This window comes from Pseudooceanicola antarcticus (assembly GCF_900215355.1).
Taxonomy (GTDB): domain Bacteria; phylum Pseudomonadota; class Alphaproteobacteria; order Rhodobacterales; family Rhodobacteraceae; genus Pseudooceanicola; species Pseudooceanicola antarcticus.
In genome coordinates this window covers 251,659-275,142 of sequence record NZ_OBEA01000006.1, presented here as the reverse complement: position 1 = coordinate 275,142, position 23,484 = coordinate 251,659, and the positions used below count along the sequence as shown (strand labels likewise).

Genomic DNA, 23,484 nt, shown 5'->3' with positions numbered 1-23,484 from the left:
CGATCAAGGGGGCTTGGGCAATTTTAGTATACCTTTGCACACAAAATACCGTGTACTCTTCTGACGCTGGGTTAACCTTTGCCGTGGGGTGGGGCGACCTTGGTATGGGTGCCACAGTTAAACCCGGCTTCTCGTCTCTCGCAAAACCTTGATTGGCAGTTGAGGCGGGGGCTGGTTACTTCTGGTGCATCGGGAAGCAATGAGAGTCTGTAGAATGTTCGCAAGCCGCAGGGGTATGCTGCTGGCCGGGGTGCTTGGCCTCGCGTCGGCGCTGTTCGCAACGAAAGCGCCGGCCCAGGAGGCCGTACAGGCGCATCGTTCACCCGTGGTGGTCGAGCTCTTTACCTCTCAGGGATGTTCCTCTTGCCCGCCCGCGGACAGGATGTTGGCCGACATGGCCGGGATCGATCAGCTGCTGCCGCTGGCGCTGCATGTGGACTACTGGGATTACCTGGGCTGGAAGGATGCCCTGGCCGATCCGATGTTCACCCGCCGCCAGAAGGCCTATGCGCGGGCCACCGGCTCCCGCATGATCTACACGCCGCAGATCGTCATCAATGGCACCACCTTCGTGAAGGGCGCCCATCCGAAGGAAGTGGCCGAGCACATCGCCCTGGCGCGCCGCGCGCCGGTGCATGTCTCCCTGGACCTGCGCAACACCGGAGAGGGGCGCTTCCGGCTCGAGGCGATGCCGCTGCCGGGTCTCGAGACCGGGCCGATGCAGGTCACGCTGGTGCATTTCATTCCGATGAAGTCGGTCGAGATCCTGCGCGGCGAGAACGCCGGCTCGCGGATCGACTACGCCAATATCGTCACCTACTGGAAGCCCGTCGCCGAATGGGACGGCCGCCGCCCGCTGGAGCTTGACCTGCGCGCGGCACAGGACCACCCCGGCGCTGTGCTGCTGCAACGGGCTGGGTTCGGTGCGATCGAGGCCGCCGCCCGGCTGCCCTGATCCTTCCGCTTCTCTCTTTCTGAAACCTGCGCAGTGTCGCCGGGCAGTACCTAGCGCCCTGCCTGCGCCGGTTGCTGCGACCTGCGTCGCTTCCAGCGCCGATGCACCCAGAACCATTGCTCGGGGTGGGCACGGGTCATCGACTCCAGCGAGTCATTGAGCCGCTGCGACATCTCCTCGGCGGAGGTATGGGGCAGGGGCGCCTCCACCACGATCCGGAAGCTCAGCCCGTCGGGCTGGCGAATGCCGTAGATCGGCAGGATCTCGGCCTTGTACTTCAGCGCCATTTCGGCCGCCGAGGTGGCGGTCATCGCCGGCTGGTCGAAGAAGCGCAGCGGTGCGCCGGAGTCGAAGTGCTGATCCGAGAGCATGGCGACGATATTGCCGGCGCGCAGGAAGCGCACCATCTGCGCCATGCCGCGGCGGCCGCGCGGAAAGAGCGGCTTGGCGATGCTCTCCATCGCGGCGACGTAGTGTCGGTTGAAATAGATGTTGTTGAGCGGGCGGTAGATCGCGCCCACCTCGCCATGGCGGGCGGCGACCTTGGCGTGGAAGGCCTCGTAATTGCCGAAGTGGCCCGAGACCAGTACCACCGGGCGGCCCGCGGCACAGGCGGCATCCAGCGCCTCGAGGCCCGGACCTTCGATCGGCGCGTCGCTGAGGCGGGCCTTGAACTCGGGACCCGAGTAGATCTCGATCAGGGTACGGCCGACGTTGTCTGTCACCGCGCGCTGCATCCGGCGCACCTCGGCGGCGCTCATCTCGGGCGAGACGAGGGCCAGGTTGTCGCGGATACGGCGGTTGTAGCCCGCCAGCGGTGCCACCAGGCGCGAGACCAGCCAGCCGAAGAGCGGCACCCGGCGCTCGTAGGGCAGCGCCAGCCCGAGGCCGATCAGCCCGCCGAGCGCGATATTCACCACGTAATGCCCGAGGCGCTCCCTGGCTGGCAGGTCGGCGGGATCGGTGATCTCGCTGGCCACGACGGGGCGCTTGCCTGGGGGGGGAGCGGAGCGGGTCATCTGGGCGTCTGGTCGGTCCGGTTGTCGAGGACAGGGGATTCAGGGGCCGGAGCGGCCTTGAGGCTGGCAATGCCCGGCGCGCGGGCGCTGCGGGTTTCGCGGTGCCAGACATAGACCCCGGCCGCCACGATCACAAGCGCGCCGATGATGGTGGCCCGGTCGGGGAACTCGCCGAAGGCCACGACCCCCCAGAAGGTGGCCGAGATCAGCCCGACATAGGAGAAGGGCGCCAGCATTGCCGCCTCGCCCAGGGTCAGGGCGCGGATCAGCAGCAGCTGCGCCGTGGTGCCGAGCCCCGCCAGCGCCAGCATCAGCAGCGCGGTGCGCGGCGAGGGCATCTGCCACTGGCCGGGCAGCAGGGCGGTCAGGATGATGGCCCCCAGCAGGGCGGAATAGAGCAGCGAGGTCCAGGGGTCCTCGCGCCCGCCGATGAAGCGGGTGGCCAGGGCAAAGCCCGCGTAGGCGATGGCGGCGGTGAGCGGGAAGATGGCCGCCGGAGAGAAGACCTCGGTGCCCGGACGGATGACGATCATCGCGCCGATGAGCGCCGCGCCGATGGCCGCCAGGCGACGCGGGCCGAGCCTTTCGCCCAGGAAGAGCGCCGCGCCGAGTGTGATCAGCACCGGGTTCACATCCATGATGGCAGTGCTCTCGGCAAGGCCCAGGAAGTTCAGGCCGAAGAAGAAGGCCGAGGTGGCGGTAAGCTGGCAGATGGCGCGCAGCAGCTGCAGGCCGGGAAACCGGGTGCGGGCCACCTGGCCGAGGCGTGGCGCAACCAGCACCAGAACCAGCACGGCCTGGCCCGCGTAGCGCGCCCAGAGCGCCATGACCGTGTTGCTTTCGGCGGCGATGGCCTTGGCACAGGCATCCATCGCCGAGAAGCAGAAGATGGCGAGGATCATCAAGAGGATGGCGCGGGCAGTCTGGGTCATCTGGGGCTCCGGTCAGCGGCGTCGGCCGCAGGTCCGGCGGACGGTATGGGCGCACGGCGGCGCTGTCCAGAGCAGGACCGAGAGAGGCCGGGGCATCCCCGGTCTTGCAGCGCCGGTTCTGAGACGTAGAGGGGGCCTCGGGGGCCCCGCCCCCGTACCCCCCGGCTGGCGGTCCCAAGGGCAGGTCCTGCGCTTCGATTGGTGAGGCTTCCAGGTGTGGGTGACGGGGGGCAGAGCCCCTGTGTTGCAGGGGGAGCGTGGGGCGACGGAAGGGCGCGAAGGGAACACTGGCTGCGGACATGCGGCCTGGTTGGCGAGAGGCCATCCGGGCTAGCTGCGTTTCCTGGCGAAGGGGGCTTTCGGACGCGGGCGCTACTTGGTGCCGACTGCCTCCGCGTGCGTGGGCGGCCCGCTTAGCGCGCTTTGGGGCGTGAGCGCTGGCTGACACAGCGCGCTTTCGGGCCTGCGGCCTGACCGGCAAAGGGCGCCCTGGGGCACGGGCGCTGGTTGGCAAAGCTCACTTGGCCCCACTTGGAGCGGTATTGCTGGAGAGCCGGGCGCCCGGCTGAGGGGCCGGGGGGCCAGGGCGCGCGCCGCATGCCTCCTGCACCGCCCCACGGGTGAGGGGCGCCTGGAGCTAGTCCTCTTCCTGGTCGTCGCCGGCGAGCAGCAGCAGTTCTCCGGCAGCTTCGAGGTTGCGGATCTCGGCGACCACGGCGTTCATCGCCTCTTCGGCATCCTTGGCCTTGACCTTGTCGCGGTCTGCAACCTCCTCGCGCAGGCTGTCGGCAAGGCGGGCCGACATGTTGCCCAGGATGTACTCCGCCGTCGCGGCCTCTTCCCCCGCGGTAGAGGCGGCAAGGGCCGTGACCAACATCATGGGGTCGAGCTGGCGGACCACCTTGGGGATGTCGCGCGGCGCCACGCGAGCGGGGATGTTGGTATAGGTGAAGATCGCCTTGCGCACCTTCTCGGCGAACTCGCTGTCGGTCTCGTCGAGACCCTCCAGCACGTCGTCGCGGGTCGAGGCGGTCGAGAAATTGAGGATCGCGCCGACCCGTTCCACCGGGTCCTTGTCGAAGACGCTGTCGGGCTGGGCGTCGAGCTGGCTGGCCAGGGAGAGGCCGATGCGGTCGAGCGCCTCGGGCGAGATGCCGGAGGTCAGCGAGATCGCATAGGTGATGCGCCGCGCGCGGGGGCCGGGCAGCTGCGACAGCAGCTCTGCCGCCTTGCCGGTGTCGAGCTTCGACAGCATCACCGCGGCGATCTCGATCGACTCGGTTTCGGCAATCGGGCGCAGCTTCTTCAGGTCGAGGGCGCGGACGCGATCCCAGGGGTCGCCGGTCTGGCGCACGCCAGCCTCCTTGCGCAGGCGCGCGGCGGTATGGGCCGAGATCTTGCCATCGAGCGCCGAAAGCGCGCCCGCCACGCCGCGCGGGAAGGTCAGGCCCAGCTCTTCCAGTTCTCCGATGAATTCCTCGACGATGCCGGACAGCGTGTCACGGTCGATGTGGCGCATGTTGCCAAGCAGCATAGTGAGCTCTGCCTGAAGATCCTCGGGCAGCTCTTTCAGGGGCACATCCAGCCCGTTGATCAGAAGCAGCCGTATGATGACGGCCGCCTTCTGCTTGCGTGACATCTGCCCGGCCGTGAGCGGGGCAGGGGGCGCGAGCCGCGCCAGCGGAGCCAGGTCGCCCATGTTCCCCTCGTTCTGCGTTCCGCTGCAGATAATCAGGGAAGGGTGAAGAAAGGCTGAAACCGCGACAGGCCCGGCCGGGATACCTACAGACCCGGCGTTCAGCCGGTGACGATCTTCTCGCAGGTGCCGGTCTCGGCGTTCCAGCTATGGCCTTCTGTGCAAGAGCTGGCCTGCTCTTCATGGTAGCTGCAGCCGGCCTGCAGCGGGGCGGCGGCGAGAAGGCCCAGCAGGGCCGAGGCAATCAGAGTTCTCTTGGGCAGAGTTTTCACGGGCAGAGTTCTCATGGCGGGTCCTCCAATGGATGACACAACCATAGCACGATTCCCGTTTTGGCCGAAGCTTCGGGTGCCGGGGGCAAAGACCCCCCCCCCGACCGATGCCCGAAATGCAAACGGCGCCTCCCGAGGGAGACGCCGTTGATACAAGCGGGCAGACGATCGGCCCTCGAAGCGGATCAGCTTTCGCCGAAGACCCGCTTGAAGATCGTGTCGACGTGCTTGGTGTGATAGCCCATGTCGAACTTCTCGTTGATCTGCTCGACGCCAAGCGCCTTGACCACGTCCTCGTCCGCCAGCAGCTGCTCGCGGAAGTCGACGCGCTCTTCCCAGACCTTCAGGGCGTTGCGCTGGACCATCGCATAGGCGTCTTCGCGCGACACACCGGCCTGCGTCAGCGCCAGCAGCACCCGCTGGCTCATCACCAGGCCGGGGAACTTGTTCATGTTGTCCAGCATGTTCTCGGGGAAGATCAGCATCTTCTCGACCACGCCGGCCAGGCGGTTCAGGGCGAAGTCCAGGGTCACGGTGGCGTCGGGGGCGATGCCACGCTCGACGGAGGAATGCGAGATGTCGCGCTCGTGCCAGAGGGCCACGTTCTCCATCGCCGGGATCACCGTCATGCGGACAAGACGCGCCAGGCCGGTCAGGTTCTCGGTCAGCACGGGGTTCTTCTTGTGCGGCATCGCCGAAGAGCCCTTCTGGCCCATCGAGAAGAACTCGGCGCCTTCCAGCACCTCGGTGCGCTGCATGTGGCGGATCTCGATGGCGACGTTCTCGATGCTGCTGGCGATGACGCCCAGCACGGCGAAGAACATCGCGTGACGGTCGCGCGGGATCACCTGGGTCGAGATCGGCTCGGGCGCGAGGCCCAGCTTGGCGCAGACGTGCTCTTCGACGGCAGGGTCGATATTGGCGAAGGTGCCGACCGCGCCCGAGATGGCGCCGGTGGCGATCTCTTCACGGGCCGCCTGCAGGCGGGCCTTGTTGCGGTCCATCTCGGCGTAGAAGCGCGCGAAGGTCAGGCCCATGGTGGTGGGCTCGGCGTGGATGCCGTGGGAGCGGCCGACGCGCACGGTCATCTTGTGTTCCATGGCGCGGGTCTTCAGGGCGGCCAGCAGGCGGTCCATGTCCGCCAGCAGGATATCGGCGGCGCGCACCAGCTGCACGTTCAGGCAGGTGTCCAGCACGTCGGAGGAGGTCATGCCCTGGTGCACGAAACGCGCCTCTTCCGAGCCGACGTGTTCGGCCAGGTGGGTCAGGAAGGCGATGACGTCATGCTTGGTGACAGCCTCGATCTCGTCGATGCGGGCAACGTCGAATTCCACGTCCTTGGCTTTCCAGACGGCCTCGGCGTTCTCCTTGGGGATCACGCCCAGCTCGGCCATGGCATCGCAGGCATGCGCCTCGATCTCGTACCAGATGCGGAACTTGGTTGCGGGCTCCCAGATGGCGGTCATCTCGGGGCGGGCATAACGAGGGATCATCGGCGATATCCTTTCGGGCCAGGCAGCTTTGCTCGCCTCATAAGCGAGGGGCGCGCCGGGGACAAGGTGGCGCAGCCCCGCGCGAGGCGCTAAGGCAGGCGAATGGAGAGCAAAAGCAGACGTGACATCTCTCACTTCGAGGGGACCTGGCAGATCGCGCGGCAGATCGAGGACCGGATGGGCGGGCAGGAGGCGCACTTCTCGGGCCGGGCAAAGCTGCGGCCCCTGGGCGAGCACTGGCTCTGGCAGGAGAGCGGAGAGATCCGCTATGGCGCGGGGCCCGCGCTGAAGGCGGAACGAAGCTACCTCTGGCGGCCCATGGGCAGGCGGATCGCGGTGCATTTCGAGGACGGCGCCTTCTTCCATGATTTCGACCCCGAGGCCCCGGCACCTGAGGCCGAGCACTTCTGCACCCCCGACCTCTACCACGCCGCCTATGACTTTACCCGCTGGCCCCGCTGGCAGGTGACATGGGAGGTCGCCGGGCCGCGCAAGGACTACCGCATGACATCCGAGTGCCGCCGGCCCGAAACGGGCTGACTTTGCAGGCTTTGCAATCTGTCGCCTTTTGCAAATCGGCGCTTTGCAATTTGCTTGGCGCCACAGGGGCCAAGATCCTTGCCTGGTAGGAGACCTTCGGGCATCACAAGTGCAGAACAGACAGAGAGGGAGGGAACGAGATGTCCCAAACGCTGAATGAACGTGTCCTGAGCGAAACCTTCGGACCCACCCAGGGCGCGGCGCTGCGCATCAAGCAGGCCGTGCTGGTGGTCATGGGGATCGCCCTCCTGGCCATCATGGCCAAGATCCAGGTGCCGGTGCCGGGCTCTCCGGTTGCCATCGGCATGGGCACCTTTGCCGTGCTGGGGATCGGCGCCGCCTATGGCCCGCGTCTCGGGCTGGTGACGATCATGGGCTACATGCTGATCGGCATGCTGGGCTTCGACGTCTTCCAGAGCTCCACCGCCGATCTGAACGGCGTGGAATACATGATGGGCGGCACCGGCGGCTACCTGCTGGGCTATGTCATGGCCACCGTGGTGCTGGGCGCGCTGGCGCGCCGGGGCTGGGACCGCTCGGTCCTGTGGATGGCGCTGGCAATGCTGATCGGCAACGTGGTGCTCTACATCCCCGGCCTGGCCTGGCTGGGCGCACTCTATGGCTGGGACAAGCCGATCCTGGCCTGGGGCCTGACGCCCTTCATCCTGGGCGACGCGCTGAAGCTGGCCCTGGCGGCCCTGGTGCTGCCGCTGGCCTGGAAACTGGTCGGCAACGCGCGCGGCTGATCGCGGCCTGAGCGCAAAGATCGAAGGGGCGTCCTGCGGGGCGCCCCTTTCGCGTTTCCCCTGCCGCTTTACAGCTTTCCCTCGGGCGTGGTTCACTTGGGCTTTCAGTCAACGGATTTGCCCATGAAGCCCTTTTCCTGCCTTGCCGCCTTCCTCTCAGTACTCTGGCTGAGCCTGCTGCCCGCGATTGCCGGGGCCCAGGACCTGCCGCCCTCGCAATGGCTGCTGTCGCTCTGGGGCCAGACCGCCCATTACGCGCCGCCGCCCTGGGTGCGCTCGCGCGAGCTTGAGCAGGAGGTCGAGATCTTCCGGCAGCAGGGCGTCAATCCCAACGGTGTCGAGACCTTCATCTACGAGTACATCCCCGAGGGAGAGCGCTTCGAGGACTGGTCCGAGCTCTACGCGATCTATGCCGAGCGGCGCGGTGGCGTGGAGATCGAAGAGGCGGTCATCGGGATCTACGGGATCTTCGCCAATGCCTGCGAAGAGGCCCTCTACCAGGAGATTGAGGCGCCCAGCCGGGACCGGGCCCATTTCGCGATCTACTGCACCCGCTACATCGCGCGGCGCGAATACGGCGAAGTGGCGGTGTTCTCGGTGGTCAGCACCGGCGAGCTGCTGGTGCGGAACTACTACGAGAAGCGCCTGCCGGCCTTCAGCCGCGTTTCGCTGAACCATGGCCCGCCGCTGCCGGTGGCGGAGCTGGAAAAGGCCATCGCGACGGTGCGGCGCTTCGAGGTGAAATGACCGCGCAGGGTGGGGGCGCCGTGGCGGCGCTTCCTTGGCCAGGGCTCAGGCCGTCGCGGTGCGCCGCGCCTCGACATGGGCGGCGAGCTTGTCCAGCGTCTGGCCGCCATATTCCACCGCGCCGAAGCCGATGACCACCGCTCTGCGTTCGGGGCTGGGGTGCAGCTGGCGCAGGGTGATCACGGTCTTGCCATTGGCCTGGGCGTCGAAGGTGACGAGCATGCGGAAGCGCTCGGGGTCGTCGTCGCTGTCGGCGCCATGCTCGACCTCGATCAGGCGCGGCGCTTCGAGGCGCAGGAAACGCATGCGGTTGGGGAAGAGCGTGCCGTCGGGCGCGACCATGTCGAAGCGCCAGAGCCCGCCGGGGCGGATGTCGACCTCGTGGGTGGTCAGCTTGAACCCTTCCGGGCCGAACCAGAGCACGATCTGCGCCGGATCGGTCCAGGCGGCATAGACCAGGTCGGGCGGGGCATTGACGACGCGTGCAATGACCACTTCGCGGTCCAGAGGGGCCGTGGCCCAGGCCGAGGGTTCATTGGTCATCTGACTGTTCCTTCTTCATGGTTTCCAGATGCGCTTCGAGCCGGTCGAGGCGCGCTTCCCATTGCCGCCGATGCGCGGCCAGCCAGTCCTCGGCCTCGCGCAGGGCCGGACCGTTGAGCGCGCAGAGCCGAGAGCGGCCCTGGCGGCGCGAGGTGATCAGCCCGGCCTCTTCCAGCACGCCAAGGTGCTGGGTGAACGAGGGCAGGGCCATGGCGAAGGGCGCAGCCAGCTGGCTGACCGTGGCAGGCCCCTCGCAAAGCGCCTGCACCACGGCGCGGCGGGTCGGGTCGGACAGGGCGCTGAAGGTGCGCTCGAGCTCATGGGTTTGGTTAGGCATGCGCCTAAGTAAGCGCGCGTCATTACTTAGGTCAATACCTAAATGACAGGAGAGTCCGGGTGGTCGAAACTTCAGCAGGGGCGCAGATCTTGCAACGGTGGCGGGTCCGGGGGCTCTCGCCTTCCGTTCGGAGCGGGGCTAGGCTGCCGCCGGTCCGGCAAGAAAGGGTGGACATGCGTGATATCTTCGAGAGCGCCGATGCGCCGATCCTGCAAACGGGCCTTCCCCATGCGCCCAACGACCGCCTGCCGGGGGTGGCGCCGCTCGTGGCAGAGGATTGGATCATCGTCGATGACGCCTTCGCGGCCCAGATGGCCCTGCGCCGCCGCCTGATCGCCGAGCGCCGCGCCGATGTCATCGCCCTGGACGAGGCCGCCCGGCCTGCGGCCGAAGAGCTGCTGAATGCGGTGCTGCAGGCGCTGGCGAGCCGTGATGACTACCGGGTCGAACCGGGGCACGTGACCCGGCCCGACGGGGTCACGGTGGCTCTGGAGCGCGACGATCCCATGGGCACCATCGGTCTTCTGGTGCAGCAGGACTTCTGCCTGATGGAAAAGCGCGGTGCGGAACATGTGCTGACCGGCGCGGTGCTCTGTTTCCCCGCCAACTGGACCCTGTCCGAGAAATTCGGCCATCCGCTTCTGCGCATCCATGTGCCCGTGCCCTCCTACGACGAGAACCTGGCGCGGCGGGTGCAGCGGCTTTTCGACGGGGTGCAGGCGGGGCGGCCCCTCTGGCGCTCGAATTGCCTGGTCTACGACGACCCGCGCCTCTTTGCGCCGATGTCGGAAGCCATGTCGCGGGAAGAGCGCCATCCGCGCGAGGGCGACTACCTGCGCTCGGAACGCCAGAGCCTCTGGCGGCTGCCCGAGAGCGGCGCGGTGGCCTTTGGCATCCATACCTTCATGGTGCGGCGCAGCTCGGCCCCTGGGGCCTGAGGCGCAACAAAAAACCGCCTGCCACGAGGGCAGGCGGACAGAGACTCCGGGGAAGGTAAGTCCGAAGGAAATATCGAGAGCGGCGGCCTCAGATCGGCAGCAGCGCGAGCGTCTCCGCCATGACCTGGGTGGCGCCGGTGCCGACGGCGGCAAAGACCGCCGAGAGGGTCAGCGCATGGGTCGAGATGCGGAAGTCCTCGCCCTTGATCATGTTGTAGGCCAGAAGCGCGCCGGCGACCGGCGGGTTGATCAGCGCCACGGTGGCATTGACCGTATAGGTCGCCACGCGGTGCTCCAGCTTCTTGGGGTCATCCTCTTCGTCCAGCTCGATATCGGCGCGGAAGACATCGCGCAGCTCATCGTCCGAGCTCAGGGTGCGGCCGGTGACGCCGGCCGGGTCGGTGCCCACCCAGGTGTTCTGGCGGCGTGCCTTCAGCTCGGCGCGCAGTGCGTCGAAACGGGCATCCAGGTGCGAGGTCTCGGACTGGATCTCGGGGAAGATCTCGGAGGCGACGGCGGCGCGCACCGGCTGAGAGGCCATGGTGGCGGTCTCGGGGTGCTGCACGCGCGCCGGGTGCATCGGGTGATGCAGGGCGGTGGCGTCGGTGTTGCGCATCGAGATCGGCGTGAAGGCGGACTGAAAACGGGCCGAGGTCAGCACGGTTTCACGGTCCAGCCATTGCACGAAGGGCGCGCAGGTCTCGGCGATCAGCCGGTGGACGATCTCGGCCAGCATGGCCTTGGCCGTCTCGGGGTGGCGGCGATCGTCATAGGCGGTCTCGGAGACCGAGACATGCACCCAGAAGGTCGGGTTTTCCAGCGCCTGGCGCGAGCTGGCGGAAAGATGGGTGCGCGGGCCGGACGACAGGACACGCAGGGTGTCCGGGTCGGCCTCGGGCGCATCGAAGATCTGCAGCTCGACAAGCATCGTCTGCGAGGCGATGGCAGCCTGGTCGAAGTCGACCTGCATGGTTTCGCCCTGCTGCCCGAAGGCGCGAAGGACGGAATTGACCGGCTCCAGCAGTTGCTCGACCGTCACGTCGCTATCGTCCGTGAAGATCAGGCCAGCCTGGTGGCTTTGCGCGGAATGAGACATGGATCTGTCTTTCAGTGGTTTGCTCTCGATGTCCTCACTCTGGTGCTCGAATCAGGAGAAAGTTGGTCCGAAACCCGAGCAATTAAGGTCTGGTTAGGGAATTTGGCGGCGATGCGCCGCAATCCCGCCTCATTGCGGCGAACTTGGGATACATCTGCCCCAATCCCGCCCATATCTGCCGTCAAAGGCCACGAGAGCCGGGGTTTTCGAGGATTTTTCGGCCAAGTTGGGTGAGTGATCCGGCGTCAGCACACGTTTAGCGGGAATATTGTGTCCTACTTGGTGGCAAAGCCGGGTGTGCAGATCCGCAATACGCCGCAATATGGCGCGATTGTGGCGGGATTCTTTACCTTTTGGCCTTCATTCCCACGGAAAAGCGGCCAAAGGCGCCCTTGGTCAGGCAAGGGGACAATGGTCTTGGGGTCCTATCCGAAGGGATAGGGCCACTACGATTCGGCGCCATCTGGCGGCGGGAGGGGCCGCGAGCGACGGCATGGGCTCAGGGCACCGCATGGGCCCGATGAGCGCTGCCATCGGGGTAAGGGTCTCTCGGGGATGGGCAAAGGGGGCTCGATTGCAGGGCAGGGGCTTTGGCCGTTGTCGGCGATGGCTGGGCTCTGCTCTGGGGCGCAAAGCAAAAGGGGCGCCCTGGGGCGCCCCTTCCGATGTCTCACTGTCCCGATGGGGATCAGCAGGAGTAGTACATTGCATACTCGACGGGGTGCGGAGTGTGCTCGTAGGTTTCCAGCTCTTCCATCTTCAGGCCGATGTAGCCTTCGATCTGGTCCTTGGTGAACACGTCACCGGCCAGCAGGAAGTCCATGTCCTTCTCGAGCTCTTCCAGAGCCTCACGCAGCGAGCCGCAGACGGTCGGGATGTCGGCCAGCTCCTCTGGGGGCAGGTCGTACAGGTTCTTGTCCATGGCTTCGCCGGGGTGGATCTTGTTCTTGATCCCGTCCAGGCCGGCCATGAGCAGGGCCGAGAAGCAGAGGTAGGGGTTTGCCGACGGATCGGGGAAGCGAGCTTCCACACGCTTGGCCTTCGGGGATTCCGCCCACGGAATACGGACGCAACCGGAACGGTTACGGGCCGAGTAGGCGCGCAGAACCGGGGCTTCGAAGCCGGGGATCAGGCGCTTGTAGGAGTTGGTGGACGGGTTGGTGAAGGCGTTCAGGGCCTTGGCGTGCTTCAGGATGCCGCCGATGAAGTACAGGGCTTCGTCGGAGAGATCAGCATACTTGTCACCTGCGAAGAGCGGCTTGCCGTCCTTCCAGATCGACATGTTCACGTGCATGCCGGTGCCGTTGTCGCCGGCAATGGGCTTCGGCATGAAGGTTGCCGACTTGCCGTAGGCCTGGGCCACGTTGTGGATGACGTACTTGTACTTCTGCAGTTCGTCAGCCTGCTTGGTGACGGAGCCGAAGATCAGGCCCAGCTCGTGCTGGCAGGACGCCACTTCGTGGTGGTGCTTGTCGACCTTCATGCCCATGCGCTTCATGGTCGAGAGCATTTCGCCGCGGATGTCCTGACCGTCGTCGATCGGGTTCACGGGGAAGTAGCCGCCCTTGACGCCCGGACGATGGCCGGTGTTGCCCATCTCGTAGTCGGTGTCGGTGTTCCAGGAGGCGTCCAGAGCGTCGACCTCGAAGGAGACCTTGTTCATCGAGTTCGAGTACTTGACGTTGTCGAACAGGAAGAATTCGGCTTCCGGACCCATGAATGCCTGGTCGCCGATACCCGAGGAGATCAGGTAGGCTTCGGCCTTCTGGGCGGTGCCGCGGGGGTCACGCTCGTAGGGCTCCATGGTGTCGGGCTCGACGACCGAGCAATGGATGCAGAGGGTCTTCTCGGCATAGAACGGATCGAGGTAGACCGACTCGGTGTCGGGCATCAGTTTCATGTCGGATGCTTCGATCGATTTCCAGCCGGCAATGGACGAGCCGTCAAACATGAAGCCTTCCTCGAGGAAGTCTTCGTCGACCTGGTCGGCCATGACGGTGACGTGCTGCAGCTTGCCGCGCGGATCGGTGAAGCGGATGTCGACATATGCGACGTCCTCATCAGCCATCAGCTTGAGAACCTGTTCCTTGCTCATTCCCTTTTCCCTTCGGTTTTGAGTCTCTTAAAGTGCGTCCGCGCCGGTCTCGCCGGTACGGATGCGAATGGCTTGTTCGATCGGCGACACGAAGATCTTGCCGTCGCCGATTTTCTCGGTCTTGGCTGCATCAATGATCGCCTGGATCGCGCCATCCACCTGGTCGTCGTCGAGAACGGCCTCGATTTTCACCTTCGGCAGGAAGTCGACGACATATTCAGCCCCGCGATAGAGCTCCGTGTGACCTTTCTGACGGCCAAAACCCTTGACCTCGATCACGGAGAGGCCCTGCACGCCCACGTCCTGAAGCGCCTCCTTCACTTCATCAAGCTTGAACGGCTTGATGATCGCTTCGATCTTCTTCATGGGAAACTCCTCACAGTAACGTCGCAACGGTCAGACCACTTTCGCAGCGGGCTCACAATCGACTAAAGTGAAAGCTGGGGGAGAGGCCAGAGACCGCGTGAAAATGGCGCGTGAAAAAATGGCGCTCCGCATAAAATTTGTGCAGATTGGAAAGATCATGTCAAATCTGCTGACCGGATCGCAGATGCGCGCGGTCGAAACGGCGGCCATGGCGGCGGGCGAAACCAGTGGGGCCGCCCTGATGGAACGCGCCGGTAAAGCCGTTGTAGGCGAGATTTATATAAGCTGGCCAGAGCTTTATGCCGAGAAAGCGCCTCGGGTGGCGATTCTGGCCGGTCCGGGCAACAACGGCGGGGACGGTTTCGTGGTCGCCCGATGCCTGGCCGAGCGGGGCTGGCAGGTGACATGTGGATTCGCTGGCGATCCGGCCCGTCTCGGCCCCGATGCGGCGCTGGCGCTGGAGAGGTGGAAAGCGTTCGGGCCTGTCTTTACCCAAGAGGAACTCGCCGCTGGGTTGCGCGCCGGGATGGTGCCGGACCTGGCGCTTGATGCGCTTTTCGGCACCGGCCTGTCGCGGCCCGTGGCGGAAGAGAGCGCGGCGCTGCTGGCCCGGCTCTTCGGTCAGACCGCCCGGCGGGTGGCGGTGGATATCCCCTCGGGGCTTTGTGCCGACAGTGGCCGGGTGCTGGGGCCGGTGCCCCCCGCCGCCGATCTGACGGTGACCTTCCACAGCGCCAAGCCGGGGCATCTTCTGGGACAGGGGGCCGAGCTTTGCGGGCGGCTGGTGGTCGCCGATATCGGCCTGGATGCGGCCCTGGACCCGGCGCGGGCCGGTGGCCCCCTGGCCTCGGTGGTCGGGGCAGAGCTCTGCCGTCCGGCGGCCTGTAAATCGTCCCTGGGGCACAAGTACACCCATGGCCATGCGCTGGTTCTGACCGGCGGGCCGGGGCGGACCGGCGCAGCACGACTGGCGGCCCGTGCGGCGCTGCGCATCGGGGCGGGGCTGGTCACGCTGGCCGTGCCCCCCGCCGCGCAGCAGGAGGTCGCCTGCCAGATCACCGCGCTGATGCTGGCGCGCTGCGGGGACGCCGAGGCTTTGTCCACTCTCCTTGAGGATGTGCGGCTCAACGCGCTTTGCCTCGGGCCGGGGCTGGGCCTGGACGCGGTGGCGCGGGAAAAGACCGAAGTGGCGCTTGGGTCAGGCCGCGCCGTGGTGCTGGACGCCGATGCGCTGAGCCTGCATGCCGAAGAGCCCGAGGCGCTCTTTGCCATGACCCGGGGCAAGCCGGTTGTGATGACCCCCCATGGCGGAGAGTTCGCCCGGCTCTTTCCCGACCTGGCCGGGAAGCTGCGCGGTACGCTGGAGCACGGCCCCGGCTATTCCGCCCTCGATGCGGCGCGGGACGCGGCAGCGCGGGCGGGCTGCGTGGTCCTGCTGAAGGGTGCTGCGACGGTGATCGCGGCCCCCGATGGCCGGGCGCGCCTGCACTCGGCGCAGGGGGCACGCAGCGCGCCATGGCTGGCCACGGCGGGCTCCGGCGATGTGCTGGCCGGCTTGATCACCGGGCTGTTGGCGCGCGGGGCCTCACCCTTCGACGCGGCCGCCCAGGCCGCCTGGCTGCATGTGGAAGCCGCGCTGATGCGCGGCCCCGGCCTTATAGCTGAAGACCTGCCCGAGACAGTGCCGGCCGTCCTCTCTGCCCTTGCAGTTGAGGGCTGAGGCGCGGCGTCGGCGGCTCTTCCACGAGAAGCTCAAGCCCCTCGGCATAGAGGGTTAGCGGCTCTGGCAGGATGAGCTGGCAGAGCCGGGTCAGGCTACGCCCGCTGTGCTGGATGCCGAGGGCGCGACCGCAGGGGCTGTCGGCAATGGCCCCGGCGGTCATGTGGGTCCTGTCACAGCCGTCGAAACCCCAGGCGGGGGCACCGCGCAGCAGGATCTTCTGGGCGGCGGGCAGCAGCAGGCTTGCGCCGGGTCGGGCCTTGCCGAAGCAGCCGGCGGCGATCCGCACCATCGGCGTGCAGCGCGCCTCGACCAGCATGTCGATCAGCGGCACCATGCCCCGCTCGCGGGTGATCAGACGGTCGCCTGGTTGCAGCTCCAGCGCCGGCACCGCCCCGCGTGCGGTCAGCAGCGGCAGTTCTGCCGCCAGTCCCGAGACTGCGGGGCAGAGCGCCTCGGCGGTCTTTTCACAACGTGATGAGGTGGCAGCACAGTGAAGCATCGGCAGAGACCCGGTAAGGATGAGACCTCACTTCTGCTAGGCGGCGAAAGTTTACAGGCCCTTTAGCGGTGAAAGGAAAATCATCGGCTGCGCGGGCAGGGCGCACGGCCTCGGAAACGCGTGCGCCGGACCCCTGAAGGTCCGGCGCTTGTAGTCGCGGCGCTGGTTGGCCGCCCGCATCAGGGGTCGCGCGTTCGCTCAGGCTACGCCTGCCTCCTGCAGTTGCTCGGCGTCGTATCGCGCCGTGCGTTCGGCCGAGGGGCGCGCGTCGCAGCGTTCGATCCAGGCACGGACCAGAGGGTGATCCGGCGTCGAGGCAGGGGCCCAGGTGAAGGGAGAGACCATCAGCAGATCCGCCGCCGTGAATTGCTCTCCCATCAGGAAGGGCGAACCCTCGAGGGCGCGCACCAGCCGCTCGGTCATCTCGGCCTGGCCACGGAAGGTGGCGGTGAGGATCGGATGGCTGAGCTCGGCGGCGCCCATGACGATCACCGGCTCGACCACGTTGCCGTACCAGGCCAGCCAGCTCAGGTAACGGCCCCGCAGCGGATCGCCCGCGACCGGGCCCATGCCCGCCTTGGGGAAGAGATCGGTGAGGTAAAGGATGATGGCATTCGATTCCCAGATCTCGACACCATCGTGGACCAGCAGCGGCACCTTGCCATCGGGGTGGGGGTTCGACGGGTCCTGGCCGCCCGCGCCGTCGAGTCTCGCCACGCTGACGCGGCGGATCTCGATCTCGGACCAGATGTCCAGCTCGTCGATCAGGCGGATGATGCGCGAGGCGCGCGACATGGGAGAGTAGTAGAGGGTAAGCACCGATGTTCCTTCCGGTTTGGCTTTCAGTTCCCCTGCTGTATAGATCGGGCCTACTGTCAGTTTCCGTCAGGAAGTCATGAGCCGCTCTGAACGCCTCTTTCGCTTGATGAATGCGCTTCGGGTGCTGCCCAAGCCGGTCACCGCCGCCCGGCTGGCCGCCGAGACCGAGGTCTCTGAGCGCACGCTCTACCGGGACATCGAAAGCCTGCGGAACAGCGGTGCGCGCATCGAGGGCGCGCCGGGGCTGGGCTATACGCTCAGCGAAGATCCCGCCCTGCCGCCGCAGACCTTCGACCGGATCGAGATGGAGGCGCTCGTGGTCGGGCTCAGCGATGTGCGGCAGCGGGGGGATGTGCAGCTGGCAAAGGCGGCAGAGACGGCACTGGCCAAGATCGTGGCGACCCTGCCCGAGAGGCTGCAGCGCCAGGTGCTGCATGCGACCCACATGGTCTATCGCTACGAGCAGCCCGAACAGGCCTCGGCGGATCTATCGGATATCCGGCTGGCCTGCTGGGAGGAGCAGGCCCTCGATCTGCGCTACCGCGATGGCACGGGCGCTGTGACCGAGCGCCGGGTCTATCCGCTGGCCATCGTCTATCTCGACAGGGGCTATGGCCTGCTGGCCTGGTGCTGCCTGCGCCAGGACTTCCGCAAGTTCCTGGTGGGGCGGATGGAGGCCGCCATTCCGACCTCCGAGAGCTTCCGCCCCCGCCGCGTCAGCCTGCTGCGCGAATATATCGCGCTGCTCTATGACTGAGCGGCCGGCGGGAGGCGCTGAGAGCGGCGCAGCCCTCGGCGCCTAGCCGGCCATCCAGCCGCCATCGACCAGCAGGTTGTGCCCGGTCACGAAGGTGGTGGCGGGATCTGCCAGGAAGAGCACCGCCTGAGCGACATCGGCGGGGCGTCCCAGCCTGGGCAGCGGGGTTCGGGCCTCGGAATAGGCCAGCATCTCGGGGGCCACGGCGGGGCCGCTCTTGCCGGTCAGGATCTTGCCCGGCGAGACGGCGTTGCAGATGATGCCTTCCTCGGCGTGCTCCACCGCGATCTGGCGCATCATCTGCAAGACGGCGGCCTTGGAGACCCCGTAGGAGAAGCCACCGGGCGAGGCGACCATGCCGTGCTGCGAGCCGATGATGACGAAGCGCCCGCGCACCTCGTCCCTGGGCGCCTGGGTCAGCATCTGGCGCAGCCCGCCCGACAGGATGTTGTAGACGCCATCCACGTTCACCCCCATCACCCGCCGCCAGTCCTCGGGTGAGGTCGCGGCCAGGCTGCCCCGTCCCGGTGTCATCGCCGATGGCACCACCAGATCGAGCCGCCCGTGCTGCTCTGCTATCCGGGCGCAAAGCTCGGCGCAGGCGGCGTGGTCGCGCACATCGAGGCGCTCGAAGCAGGAGGCGGCAGAGATCCGGGACAGCGGATCGGCCACCGGCGGGCCGCCTTCGACCACCTCTTCGGTGATATCCGTGGCCCAGACCGTGGCGCCGGCCCTGGCCAGGCGCAGGGCGATGGCCCGCCCGATGCCGGAAGAGGCGCCGGTGACCAGGGCGCTCTGGCCGCTAAGTGGGCCCGCTGTCGAGTCGGCTGTCGGGCCGAATTCCGTGCCAGTGGTGGGCGGGGTCATCGCGGGGTCTCCTGGGTGTGTTCGGACTTGGTTTCGGGCCAGCCTTGCTGCCAGGCCTTTTCATCGGCCACGGCCTCTTCCATCGGGCGGCCGCCGTCGATGCCGGTCAGTGCGGCCAGGGCGGCGGTGGACATCGGGCCGCGGCGCGGATCGGCGCGGGGGGCGATGTCGGGGGTCTCGGGGTCGATGACCGGGCAGGGCAGGCCCATGGCCTCGGCCCAGCGGGTCAGCGCGAAAGGCGCGCCACCGGCGATGTTGAAGCACCCGCCCGCGGCCTGGTCCATGCGGGTGGTAACGGCGGCGATCATCGCGGCGGCATCGCGGGAATAGATCCAGTCGCCGCGCATCTCATGGGCCAGCCGGACCGGTTGCCCGCCCGCCGAGAGCCGTTGCAGCTGCCCGTGGGGCGAAAGATCGGGGCGGGCCTCCCTGAGGCTCTCCCACGGTCCGAACATCGGACCCAGGCGCAGGGTGGCCAGGCGCAGCCCCAGCGTGGGCGCGATCCGCGCGCAGAGCATCTCTGCCGCCAGCTTGGTCTCTCCGTAAAGCGTATCGGGCAGGGCGGGGCCGTCCTCGCGCAACTCCGCCGCGCCGCTGCCAAGCCCGCCATAGACCGAGATCGACGAGAGCAGCACCACGTCCCCGATGCCCGAGGCGCTGGCCGCCGACAGCAGGCGCAGCGCGCCCGAGACATTGACCTCGGCGATGCGCAGGGCCTGGGTCCGGCTGGTCTCGTCATTGGGGGTGATCGCCGCCGCATGGACGACCAGCTCGGCGCCGCAGTCGGACAGGCAGCGCCGCAACAGCGCCTCGTCCATGATATCGCAGGGCAGGAAGGCGGTGCCCGCCAGCTCGGGCCGGGCGAAGAGCCGCGGGTCGGGCGGGGCGAGGTCGAGCAGCGTGACGCGGTCACCGCGCCGGCGCAGCGCTTCGGCCAGGGCCAGGCCCAGGAAGCCCGCGCCGCCGGTGATGGCGATGGATCTCTGCATGCTAGCTGTCCCCCGGCGCTGTGCCCGCGCGCGCGGAGACCAGGCCCGGCATCTCCAGCGCGGCGGTGGCACGGCGCATCTCTTCCATGAAGATCTTCAGCAGCCCCGAGTGCGGCACGCCGCGCCGGGTGAACATCATGCAGCGCACCGGGCAGTTCTGCGCCAGGGGGCGGGCCACCAGGCTGCCGCCTCCGGTCTCGCCGTCGAGGTAGGGCTGTGCCGACCAGGGATCGACGATGCAGACGCCCATGCCGCTCGCCGCCAGCGAGGCCGCAGTCTGGCAGTACCGGGTCTCGATCTGCGGATGATAGGTGACATGGGCCTCCTCGAAGGCCTGGGCGACCATGCGGCCAAGGTAGCTTTCCTGGTCGATGCCGATGAAGCGCTCTCCGGTCAGAGCAGAGACCTCGACCGTTTCCTGCTGGGCCAGGGGGTGATCGCGCGGCAGCAGCGCCACCATCTGCCCCAGGAGCAGCTCTTCGGTGTTCACATTGGGGACGCGCCCCGAGGCCAGGCCGATGCCGACATCCGCCTGGCCGGTGCTCACCGCGTGCAGCACGTTATCCAGGCGGCGGACATCGAAACTGACCGTGACATCGGGGCGGGTGTCGAGGAAGCCGCGCATTGCCTGCGGGATCACCGAATAGCCCGGCGGCGGCGTGGCGATGACCCGCAGCCGCCCGACGCGCCCGTTGCGCAGATCGCGGGCGCGCATGGCGAAGCTGCGCACGATGCCGAAGAGCGGCCGGATTTCCTCGTAGAGGTTGCGGGCCTCAAGGGTGGGTTCCAGGTGGCGGCCGGTGCGTTCAAAGAGGGTCAGGCCCAGTTGCGCCTCGAGCTGGCGCAGCCCCGCAGAGACGGCGGGTTGCGAGATCCCGAGACTTTCTGCCGTCGCCACCGTGGTGCGCTGGCCCATCATGGCGGCGAAGATCTCCAGCAGGCGCATGGAGGTCTCGGGCAGGTTCTCGGGTCCCTTGGTCATGAGGCAGGGTCGCCGAAGTCGAAGGCCGGGTCGCCCTGCAGGGCCGCGACGGCCTGGGCCACGGCGGCAGAGACCGGGTCGATGACGGCAAGGCCGGTTTCCGCTTCCAGCCGGGCGCGGATCAGCGCCATGCCGGCGCAGCCCAGCACGATGGCGCCGGCGCCCATCCGGCCCAGCTCTTCGGCGCGGGTGCGGATCAGGGCGTAGGCCGCGGGGTCGCGCATCGGTGCCTCGGCGGAACAGCCGGACAGGTGCAGCTCTCCGGCCAGGCGTCCCTCGATGCCCATCATCCGCATCTTGCGCAAGTGGCGCGGGATCGAGGCGGGGCCGAGGGCGATGACGCCGAAGCGATCGGCGCGGGCCAGGGCCGAAAGCAGGGCCGCTTCCTGGCAGCCAATGGCGACGGGGCCCTCGGGCATGGCGCGCAGCAGGTCCAGGCCGGGGTCCGAGAAGCAGCCGGTGATCACCACGCGGGCGGGGGTGCGGCGCGCCAGCTCGAGCACGCCGAGACCCGCGCGGGCGACATCTTCGTCGTTGGCGATGGTGGCAGGGCTTTCGGGCAGAGCCAGCGAGCTGAGAGACAGGCCCGCCGGCAGCATGGCGCGTGCTGTGCGGTCCATGCCCTGCGTCACGGTGGTCGAGGAATTGGGATTGATCAGCAGGATATCGGTCATCCGCGCAGCTCCGTGCCGAAGTTCTGTGCCGGGTCGAATTCCTTCACCGGCGCGCCGGGGCGCGCGCGCAGATCGACGGGCGCGCGGCCGAAGAAGCGGCCCTGGCCTTCGGCGGCCTTCAGTTCGCCCTTGTCCACGACCACCTCGCCACGGGTCAGCACCGTCTCGGGGCGGCCGGTCAGCTGACGGCCCTCGAGCGGGGTGTAATCCATGTTGTCGTGCTGGTCTTCCAGCGTGACGGTATAGCGCGCCTCGGGGTCCCAGATGGCGATATCGGCATCCATGCCGGGGGCGAGACGTCCCTTGGTGGTGCAGCCGAAGACCTTCGCGGTATTCGTGGACGACAGCGCCACGAATTGCTCCAGCGTGATCCGGCCCGCGACGACGCCTTCCGAGAAGAGCCAGGGCAGGCGCAGCCCGATGCCGGGCATGCCGTTGGCGATCTTGGGGTAGGGCACGTCGAAACCGTTCAGGAACTTGCCGGTGTCATCCGCGCGGTAGGGCGCGTGGTCGGAATGCACGCCGACGAAGGTGCCCATGCGGATGTGATGCCACAGCGCTTCCTGCGTGGCCGCATCGCGCAGCGGCGGAGAGCAGATGTACTTCGCCCCCTCCATGCCGGTCCGGTCCAGGTCGTCGCGGGTGAGCGAGAGATACTGGGGGCAGGTCTCGGCAAAGAGCTTGGCACCGTTGAACTGCTCGCGGCGGATGATCTCGGCCCCGCCCTCGGTCGAGACATGGACGACGAAGAGCGTCGCATCGGCGAGCTTGGCCAGCTGCACGGCGCGGTTGATCGCCTCCTGCTCGGCCAGCTCGGGGCGCGAGATGGCGTGGTACTTCGGTGCGGTCAGGTCGCGCTCGGCCAACTGGCGGTTCATCCATTTGACCATGTCGTTGTTCTCGGCATGAACCATGGTGATGGCGCCGTGCTTGCGGGCCACCGTCAGGATGTCCAGCATGCCGCCATCGCCGATGTTCATCAGGTCATAGGTCATGAAGACCTTGAAGCTGGTGATGCCGCGCCCGAAGGCACGGGGCAGCTGGTCTTCCAGCACCTCGGGGCGCGGGTCCGAGATGATCAGGTGGTAGGAATAGTCGATGACGGATCGCGCGCCGCGTGCGTCATAGGTGGCCAGCACGTCATCCACGTTTTCGCCGCGCTGCTGCGCCGCGAAGGGGATGAAGCTGGAATTGCCGCCAAACGCCGCCGAGATCGAGCCCGACAGGTAGTCATCCGCCGTCATCACGCCCGAGGAGCTTTCCTGGGCGATATGGGCGTGGGTCTCGATCCCGCCGGGCATGACGATGCGGCCCGAGGCGTCGATGCGGCGGTCGCCGCCCTCGATCTTCTCGGCCATGGCGGCGATCTTGCCACCCTTGATGCCGATGTCGCCGGTGGTGACGCCCTCGGTGGTGGCGATCTGGCCGCCGTGGATCACGGTGTCGAAAGTCATGAGGTAGTACTCGCAGTCTTATTCGGGCAGCTTGACGCCTGTCTGGGTGGCAATGCGGCCATAGTGCTCGATCCGGCGGTGGGCTGCAAAGTTGAAGACGGTGGACTTGCCGAAGGCGCATTTGGCGAAATCGGCCTCGGCGGTGATCACCTCGTCGCCCTCGGTTTCCGCCTTGGCGATGACGAAGCCGTCGGGGTCGACGATGATCGTGCCGCCGATCATGTGGTTGCCGTCCTCCATGCCGCACTTGGCCACGGCCATGGCGTAGGTGGAGTTCTGGTAGGCCCCGGCACAGACCGAAAGCTCATGGTGGTAGAGGCGCTGTTCCAGCCCCTCGTCCTTGGAGAGGTTGTTCTGAGAGGGCGTGTTGTAGCCGATGCAGACCAGCTCGACCCCCTGCAGGCCCAGCTCGCGCCAGGCCTCGGGCCAGCGGCGGTCGTTGCAGATCGCCAGACCCATCAGCACGTCCTGGCTGCGGGCGACGTTGAAGCCCAGGTCACCGGGCAGGAAGTAGCGCTTTTCCAGGTGCTGGTGCGTGCGCTCGGGCTCGTACTCGGCATGGCCGGGCAGGTGGATCTTGCGGTACTTCAGGGTGATCTCGCCCTGCGGAGAGACAATGATTGCCGTGTTGAAGTGCTGCCCCTCGGGCGTCAGTTCGCAATAGCCGAAGGTCATGCCCATGCCATAGGCCTTGGCGGCGTCGAACAGGGGCTGCGTGGCGGGGCCGGGCATTTCCTTTTCGAACCAATGGTCGAACTCGGCGCGGTCCTCGACGTAGAAACGCGGGAAGAAGGTGGTCAGGCACATCTCGGGGAAGGCGATGAAGCCCGCGCCCTTTGCGTGCGCCTCGGCCATCAGCGCCAGCATCCGCGCCACGACCGCTTCGCGGCTCTCGTCCTTCTGGATGCCGCCCATCTGTGCTGCGGCCAGGATCATGCGTGTCAT

General features: G+C 67.2%; 25 protein-coding genes. 7 read left to right on the top strand and 18 right to left on the bottom strand.

Translation table 11 applies throughout. From position 1 onward, the window contains the following. The first annotated feature begins 250 nt into the window (after window positions 1-250). Entirely contained in the window at window positions 251-955 is a 705-nt protein-coding gene (locus tag CRO50_RS16025; RefSeq protein ID WP_232617813.1) for a DUF1223 domain-containing protein, read from the top strand. A 50-nt stretch (window positions 956-1,005) separates the two neighbouring features. On the opposite strand, the gene CRO50_RS16020 is transcribed toward CRO50_RS16025, so the two are convergent. The 5 genes from CRO50_RS16020 to purB form a co-directional block, all read right to left on the bottom strand. Continuing rightward, complete coding sequence (locus CRO50_RS16020) at window positions 1,006-1,974, bottom strand: lysophospholipid acyltransferase family protein (protein ID WP_097146929.1); 969 nt, start codon at window positions 1,972-1,974, stop codon at window positions 1,006-1,008. Further along, on the bottom strand, window positions 1,971-2,906 hold the full coding sequence (locus CRO50_RS16015) for a DMT family transporter (protein WP_097146928.1): 936 nt from the start codon (window positions 2,904-2,906) through the stop codon (window positions 1,971-1,973). The genes CRO50_RS16020 and CRO50_RS16015 overlap by 4 nt, the downstream gene beginning before the upstream one ends. A 637-nt stretch (window positions 2,907-3,543) precedes the next feature. Then, window positions 3,544-4,605 carry a flagellar motor switch protein FliG gene (locus CRO50_RS16010; protein WP_097146927.1) on the bottom strand — a complete coding sequence of 354 codons (1,062 nt, stop codon included), beginning with the start codon at window positions 4,603-4,605 and terminating at the stop codon, window positions 3,544-3,546. A gap of 98 nt (window positions 4,606-4,703) precedes the next feature. Beyond that, window positions 4,704-4,889 carry a hypothetical protein gene (locus CRO50_RS16005; RefSeq protein ID WP_097146926.1) on the bottom strand — a complete coding sequence of 62 codons (186 nt, stop codon included), beginning with the start codon at window positions 4,887-4,889 and terminating at the stop codon, window positions 4,704-4,706. 170 nt (window positions 4,890-5,059) lie between these two features. Then, the gene (gene purB, locus CRO50_RS16000; RefSeq protein ID WP_097146925.1) at window positions 5,060-6,367 is read right to left on the bottom strand and encodes an adenylosuccinate lyase; all 1,308 of its coding nucleotides are present in this window, start codon (window positions 6,365-6,367) and stop codon (window positions 5,060-5,062) included. 102 nt (window positions 6,368-6,469) lie between these two features. Between purB and CRO50_RS15995 the strand changes: the two genes are divergently transcribed. The 3 genes from CRO50_RS15995 (at window position 6,470) to CRO50_RS15985 (ending at window position 8,400) form a co-directional block, all read left to right on the top strand. Further along, window positions 6,470-6,907 (top strand): DUF6314 family protein, encoded by a 438-nt coding sequence (locus CRO50_RS15995; protein WP_097146924.1) that lies wholly within the window; start codon window positions 6,470-6,472, stop codon window positions 6,905-6,907. Window positions 6,908-7,047: 140 nt separating this feature from the next. Then, window positions 7,048-7,653 carry a biotin transporter BioY gene (locus tag CRO50_RS15990; RefSeq protein WP_097146923.1) on the top strand — a complete coding sequence of 202 codons (606 nt, stop codon included), beginning with the start codon at window positions 7,048-7,050 and terminating at the stop codon, window positions 7,651-7,653. A gap of 123 nt (window positions 7,654-7,776) precedes the next feature. Continuing rightward, a complete protein-coding gene (locus tag CRO50_RS15985; protein WP_097146922.1) occupies window positions 7,777-8,400 on the top strand; it encodes a hypothetical protein in 624 nt (207 codons plus the stop codon). Window positions 8,401-8,445: 45 nt separating this feature from the next. On the opposite strand, the gene CRO50_RS15980 is transcribed toward CRO50_RS15985, so the two are convergent. Both CRO50_RS15980 and CRO50_RS15975 read right to left on the bottom strand, forming a co-directional pair. After that, window positions 8,446-8,943: an SRPBCC family protein gene (locus CRO50_RS15980; protein ID WP_097146921.1), complete on the bottom strand. Its 498-nt coding sequence runs from the start codon at window positions 8,941-8,943 to the stop codon at window positions 8,446-8,448. Then, window positions 8,933-9,280, bottom strand: coding sequence for an ArsR/SmtB family transcription factor (locus tag CRO50_RS15975; RefSeq protein WP_097146920.1), 348 nt, complete (start codon window positions 9,278-9,280; stop codon window positions 8,933-8,935). The genes CRO50_RS15980 and CRO50_RS15975 overlap by 11 nt, the downstream gene beginning before the upstream one ends. 173 nt (window positions 9,281-9,453) lie before the next feature. Here CRO50_RS15975 and CRO50_RS15970 point away from each other — a divergent pair, with 173 nt between their 5' ends. Continuing rightward, window positions 9,454-10,218 (top strand): heme-dependent oxidative N-demethylase family protein, encoded by a 765-nt coding sequence (locus CRO50_RS15970; protein ID WP_097146919.1) that lies wholly within the window; start codon window positions 9,454-9,456, stop codon window positions 10,216-10,218. Between the two features lie 88 nt (window positions 10,219-10,306). On the opposite strand, the gene CRO50_RS15965 is transcribed toward CRO50_RS15970, so the two are convergent. The 3 genes from CRO50_RS15965 to CRO50_RS15955 form a co-directional block, all read right to left on the bottom strand. Continuing rightward, the gene (locus CRO50_RS15965; protein WP_097146918.1) at window positions 10,307-11,314 is read right to left on the bottom strand and encodes a hypothetical protein; all 1,008 of its coding nucleotides are present in this window, start codon (window positions 11,312-11,314) and stop codon (window positions 10,307-10,309) included. 688 nt (window positions 11,315-12,002) lie between these two features. Further along, window positions 12,003-13,409 carry a type I glutamate--ammonia ligase gene (gene glnA / locus CRO50_RS15960; protein WP_097146917.1) on the bottom strand — a complete coding sequence of 469 codons (1,407 nt, stop codon included), beginning with the start codon at window positions 13,407-13,409 and terminating at the stop codon, window positions 12,003-12,005. Window positions 13,410-13,436: 27 nt separating this feature from the next. Further along, a complete protein-coding gene (locus tag CRO50_RS15955; RefSeq protein WP_097146916.1) occupies window positions 13,437-13,775 on the bottom strand; it encodes a P-II family nitrogen regulator in 339 nt (112 codons plus the stop codon). A 157-nt stretch (window positions 13,776-13,932) separates the two neighbouring features. Here CRO50_RS15955 and CRO50_RS15950 point away from each other — a divergent pair, with 157 nt between their 5' ends. Beyond that, on the top strand, window positions 13,933-15,495 hold the full coding sequence (locus CRO50_RS15950; RefSeq protein WP_097146915.1) for an NAD(P)H-hydrate dehydratase: 1,563 nt from the start codon (window positions 13,933-13,935) through the stop codon (window positions 15,493-15,495). Here CRO50_RS15950 and CRO50_RS20230 read toward each other — a convergent pair. Both CRO50_RS20230 and CRO50_RS15940 read right to left on the bottom strand, forming a co-directional pair. Then, window positions 15,431-15,997 (bottom strand): Hint domain-containing protein, encoded by a 567-nt coding sequence (locus tag CRO50_RS20230; protein WP_097146914.1) that lies wholly within the window; start codon window positions 15,995-15,997, stop codon window positions 15,431-15,433. The genes CRO50_RS15950 and CRO50_RS20230 overlap by 65 nt on opposite strands. Before the next feature lie 198 nt (window positions 15,998-16,195). After that, on the bottom strand, window positions 16,196-16,816 hold the full coding sequence (locus tag CRO50_RS15940; protein ID WP_097146913.1) for a glutathione S-transferase family protein: 621 nt from the start codon (window positions 16,814-16,816) through the stop codon (window positions 16,196-16,198). Between the two features lie 76 nt (window positions 16,817-16,892). On the opposite strand from CRO50_RS15940, the gene CRO50_RS15935 reads away from it, so the two are divergent. Further along, window positions 16,893-17,573 carry a helix-turn-helix transcriptional regulator gene (locus CRO50_RS15935; protein ID WP_097146912.1) on the top strand — a complete coding sequence of 227 codons (681 nt, stop codon included), beginning with the start codon at window positions 16,893-16,895 and terminating at the stop codon, window positions 17,571-17,573. 42 nt (window positions 17,574-17,615) lie between these two features. On the opposite strand, the gene CRO50_RS15930 is transcribed toward CRO50_RS15935, so the two are convergent. From CRO50_RS15930 to CRO50_RS15905, 6 genes are read right to left on the bottom strand one after another with little or no spacing between them, the layout of a single operon-like run. Continuing rightward, window positions 17,616-18,440, bottom strand: a complete 825-nt coding sequence (locus tag CRO50_RS15930; RefSeq protein WP_097146911.1) for an SDR family NAD(P)-dependent oxidoreductase — start codon at window positions 18,438-18,440, stop codon at window positions 17,616-17,618. After that, a complete protein-coding gene (locus CRO50_RS15925) occupies window positions 18,437-19,429 on the bottom strand; it encodes an NAD-dependent epimerase/dehydratase family protein (protein WP_097146910.1) in 993 nt (330 codons plus the stop codon). Before CRO50_RS15925 ends, CRO50_RS15930 begins: the two co-directional genes overlap by 4 nt. 1 nt (window position 19,430) lies before the next feature. Then, window positions 19,431-20,411, bottom strand: coding sequence for a LysR family transcriptional regulator (locus tag CRO50_RS15920; RefSeq protein WP_232617805.1), 981 nt, complete (start codon window positions 20,409-20,411; stop codon window positions 19,431-19,433). Next, window positions 20,408-21,085, bottom strand: coding sequence for an aspartate/glutamate racemase family protein (locus CRO50_RS15915; RefSeq protein ID WP_097146909.1), 678 nt, complete (start codon window positions 21,083-21,085; stop codon window positions 20,408-20,410). The genes CRO50_RS15920 and CRO50_RS15915 overlap by 4 nt, the downstream gene beginning before the upstream one ends. Next, window positions 21,082-22,539, bottom strand: a complete 1,458-nt coding sequence (gene hydA, locus CRO50_RS15910; protein ID WP_097146908.1) for a dihydropyrimidinase — start codon at window positions 22,537-22,539, stop codon at window positions 21,082-21,084. The genes CRO50_RS15915 and hydA overlap by 4 nt, the downstream gene beginning before the upstream one ends. Before the next feature lie 18 nt (window positions 22,540-22,557). Beyond that, on the bottom strand, window positions 22,558-23,484 hold the full coding sequence (locus tag CRO50_RS15905) for an N-carbamoyl-D-amino-acid hydrolase (protein ID WP_097146907.1): 927 nt from the start codon (window positions 23,482-23,484) through the stop codon (window positions 22,558-22,560).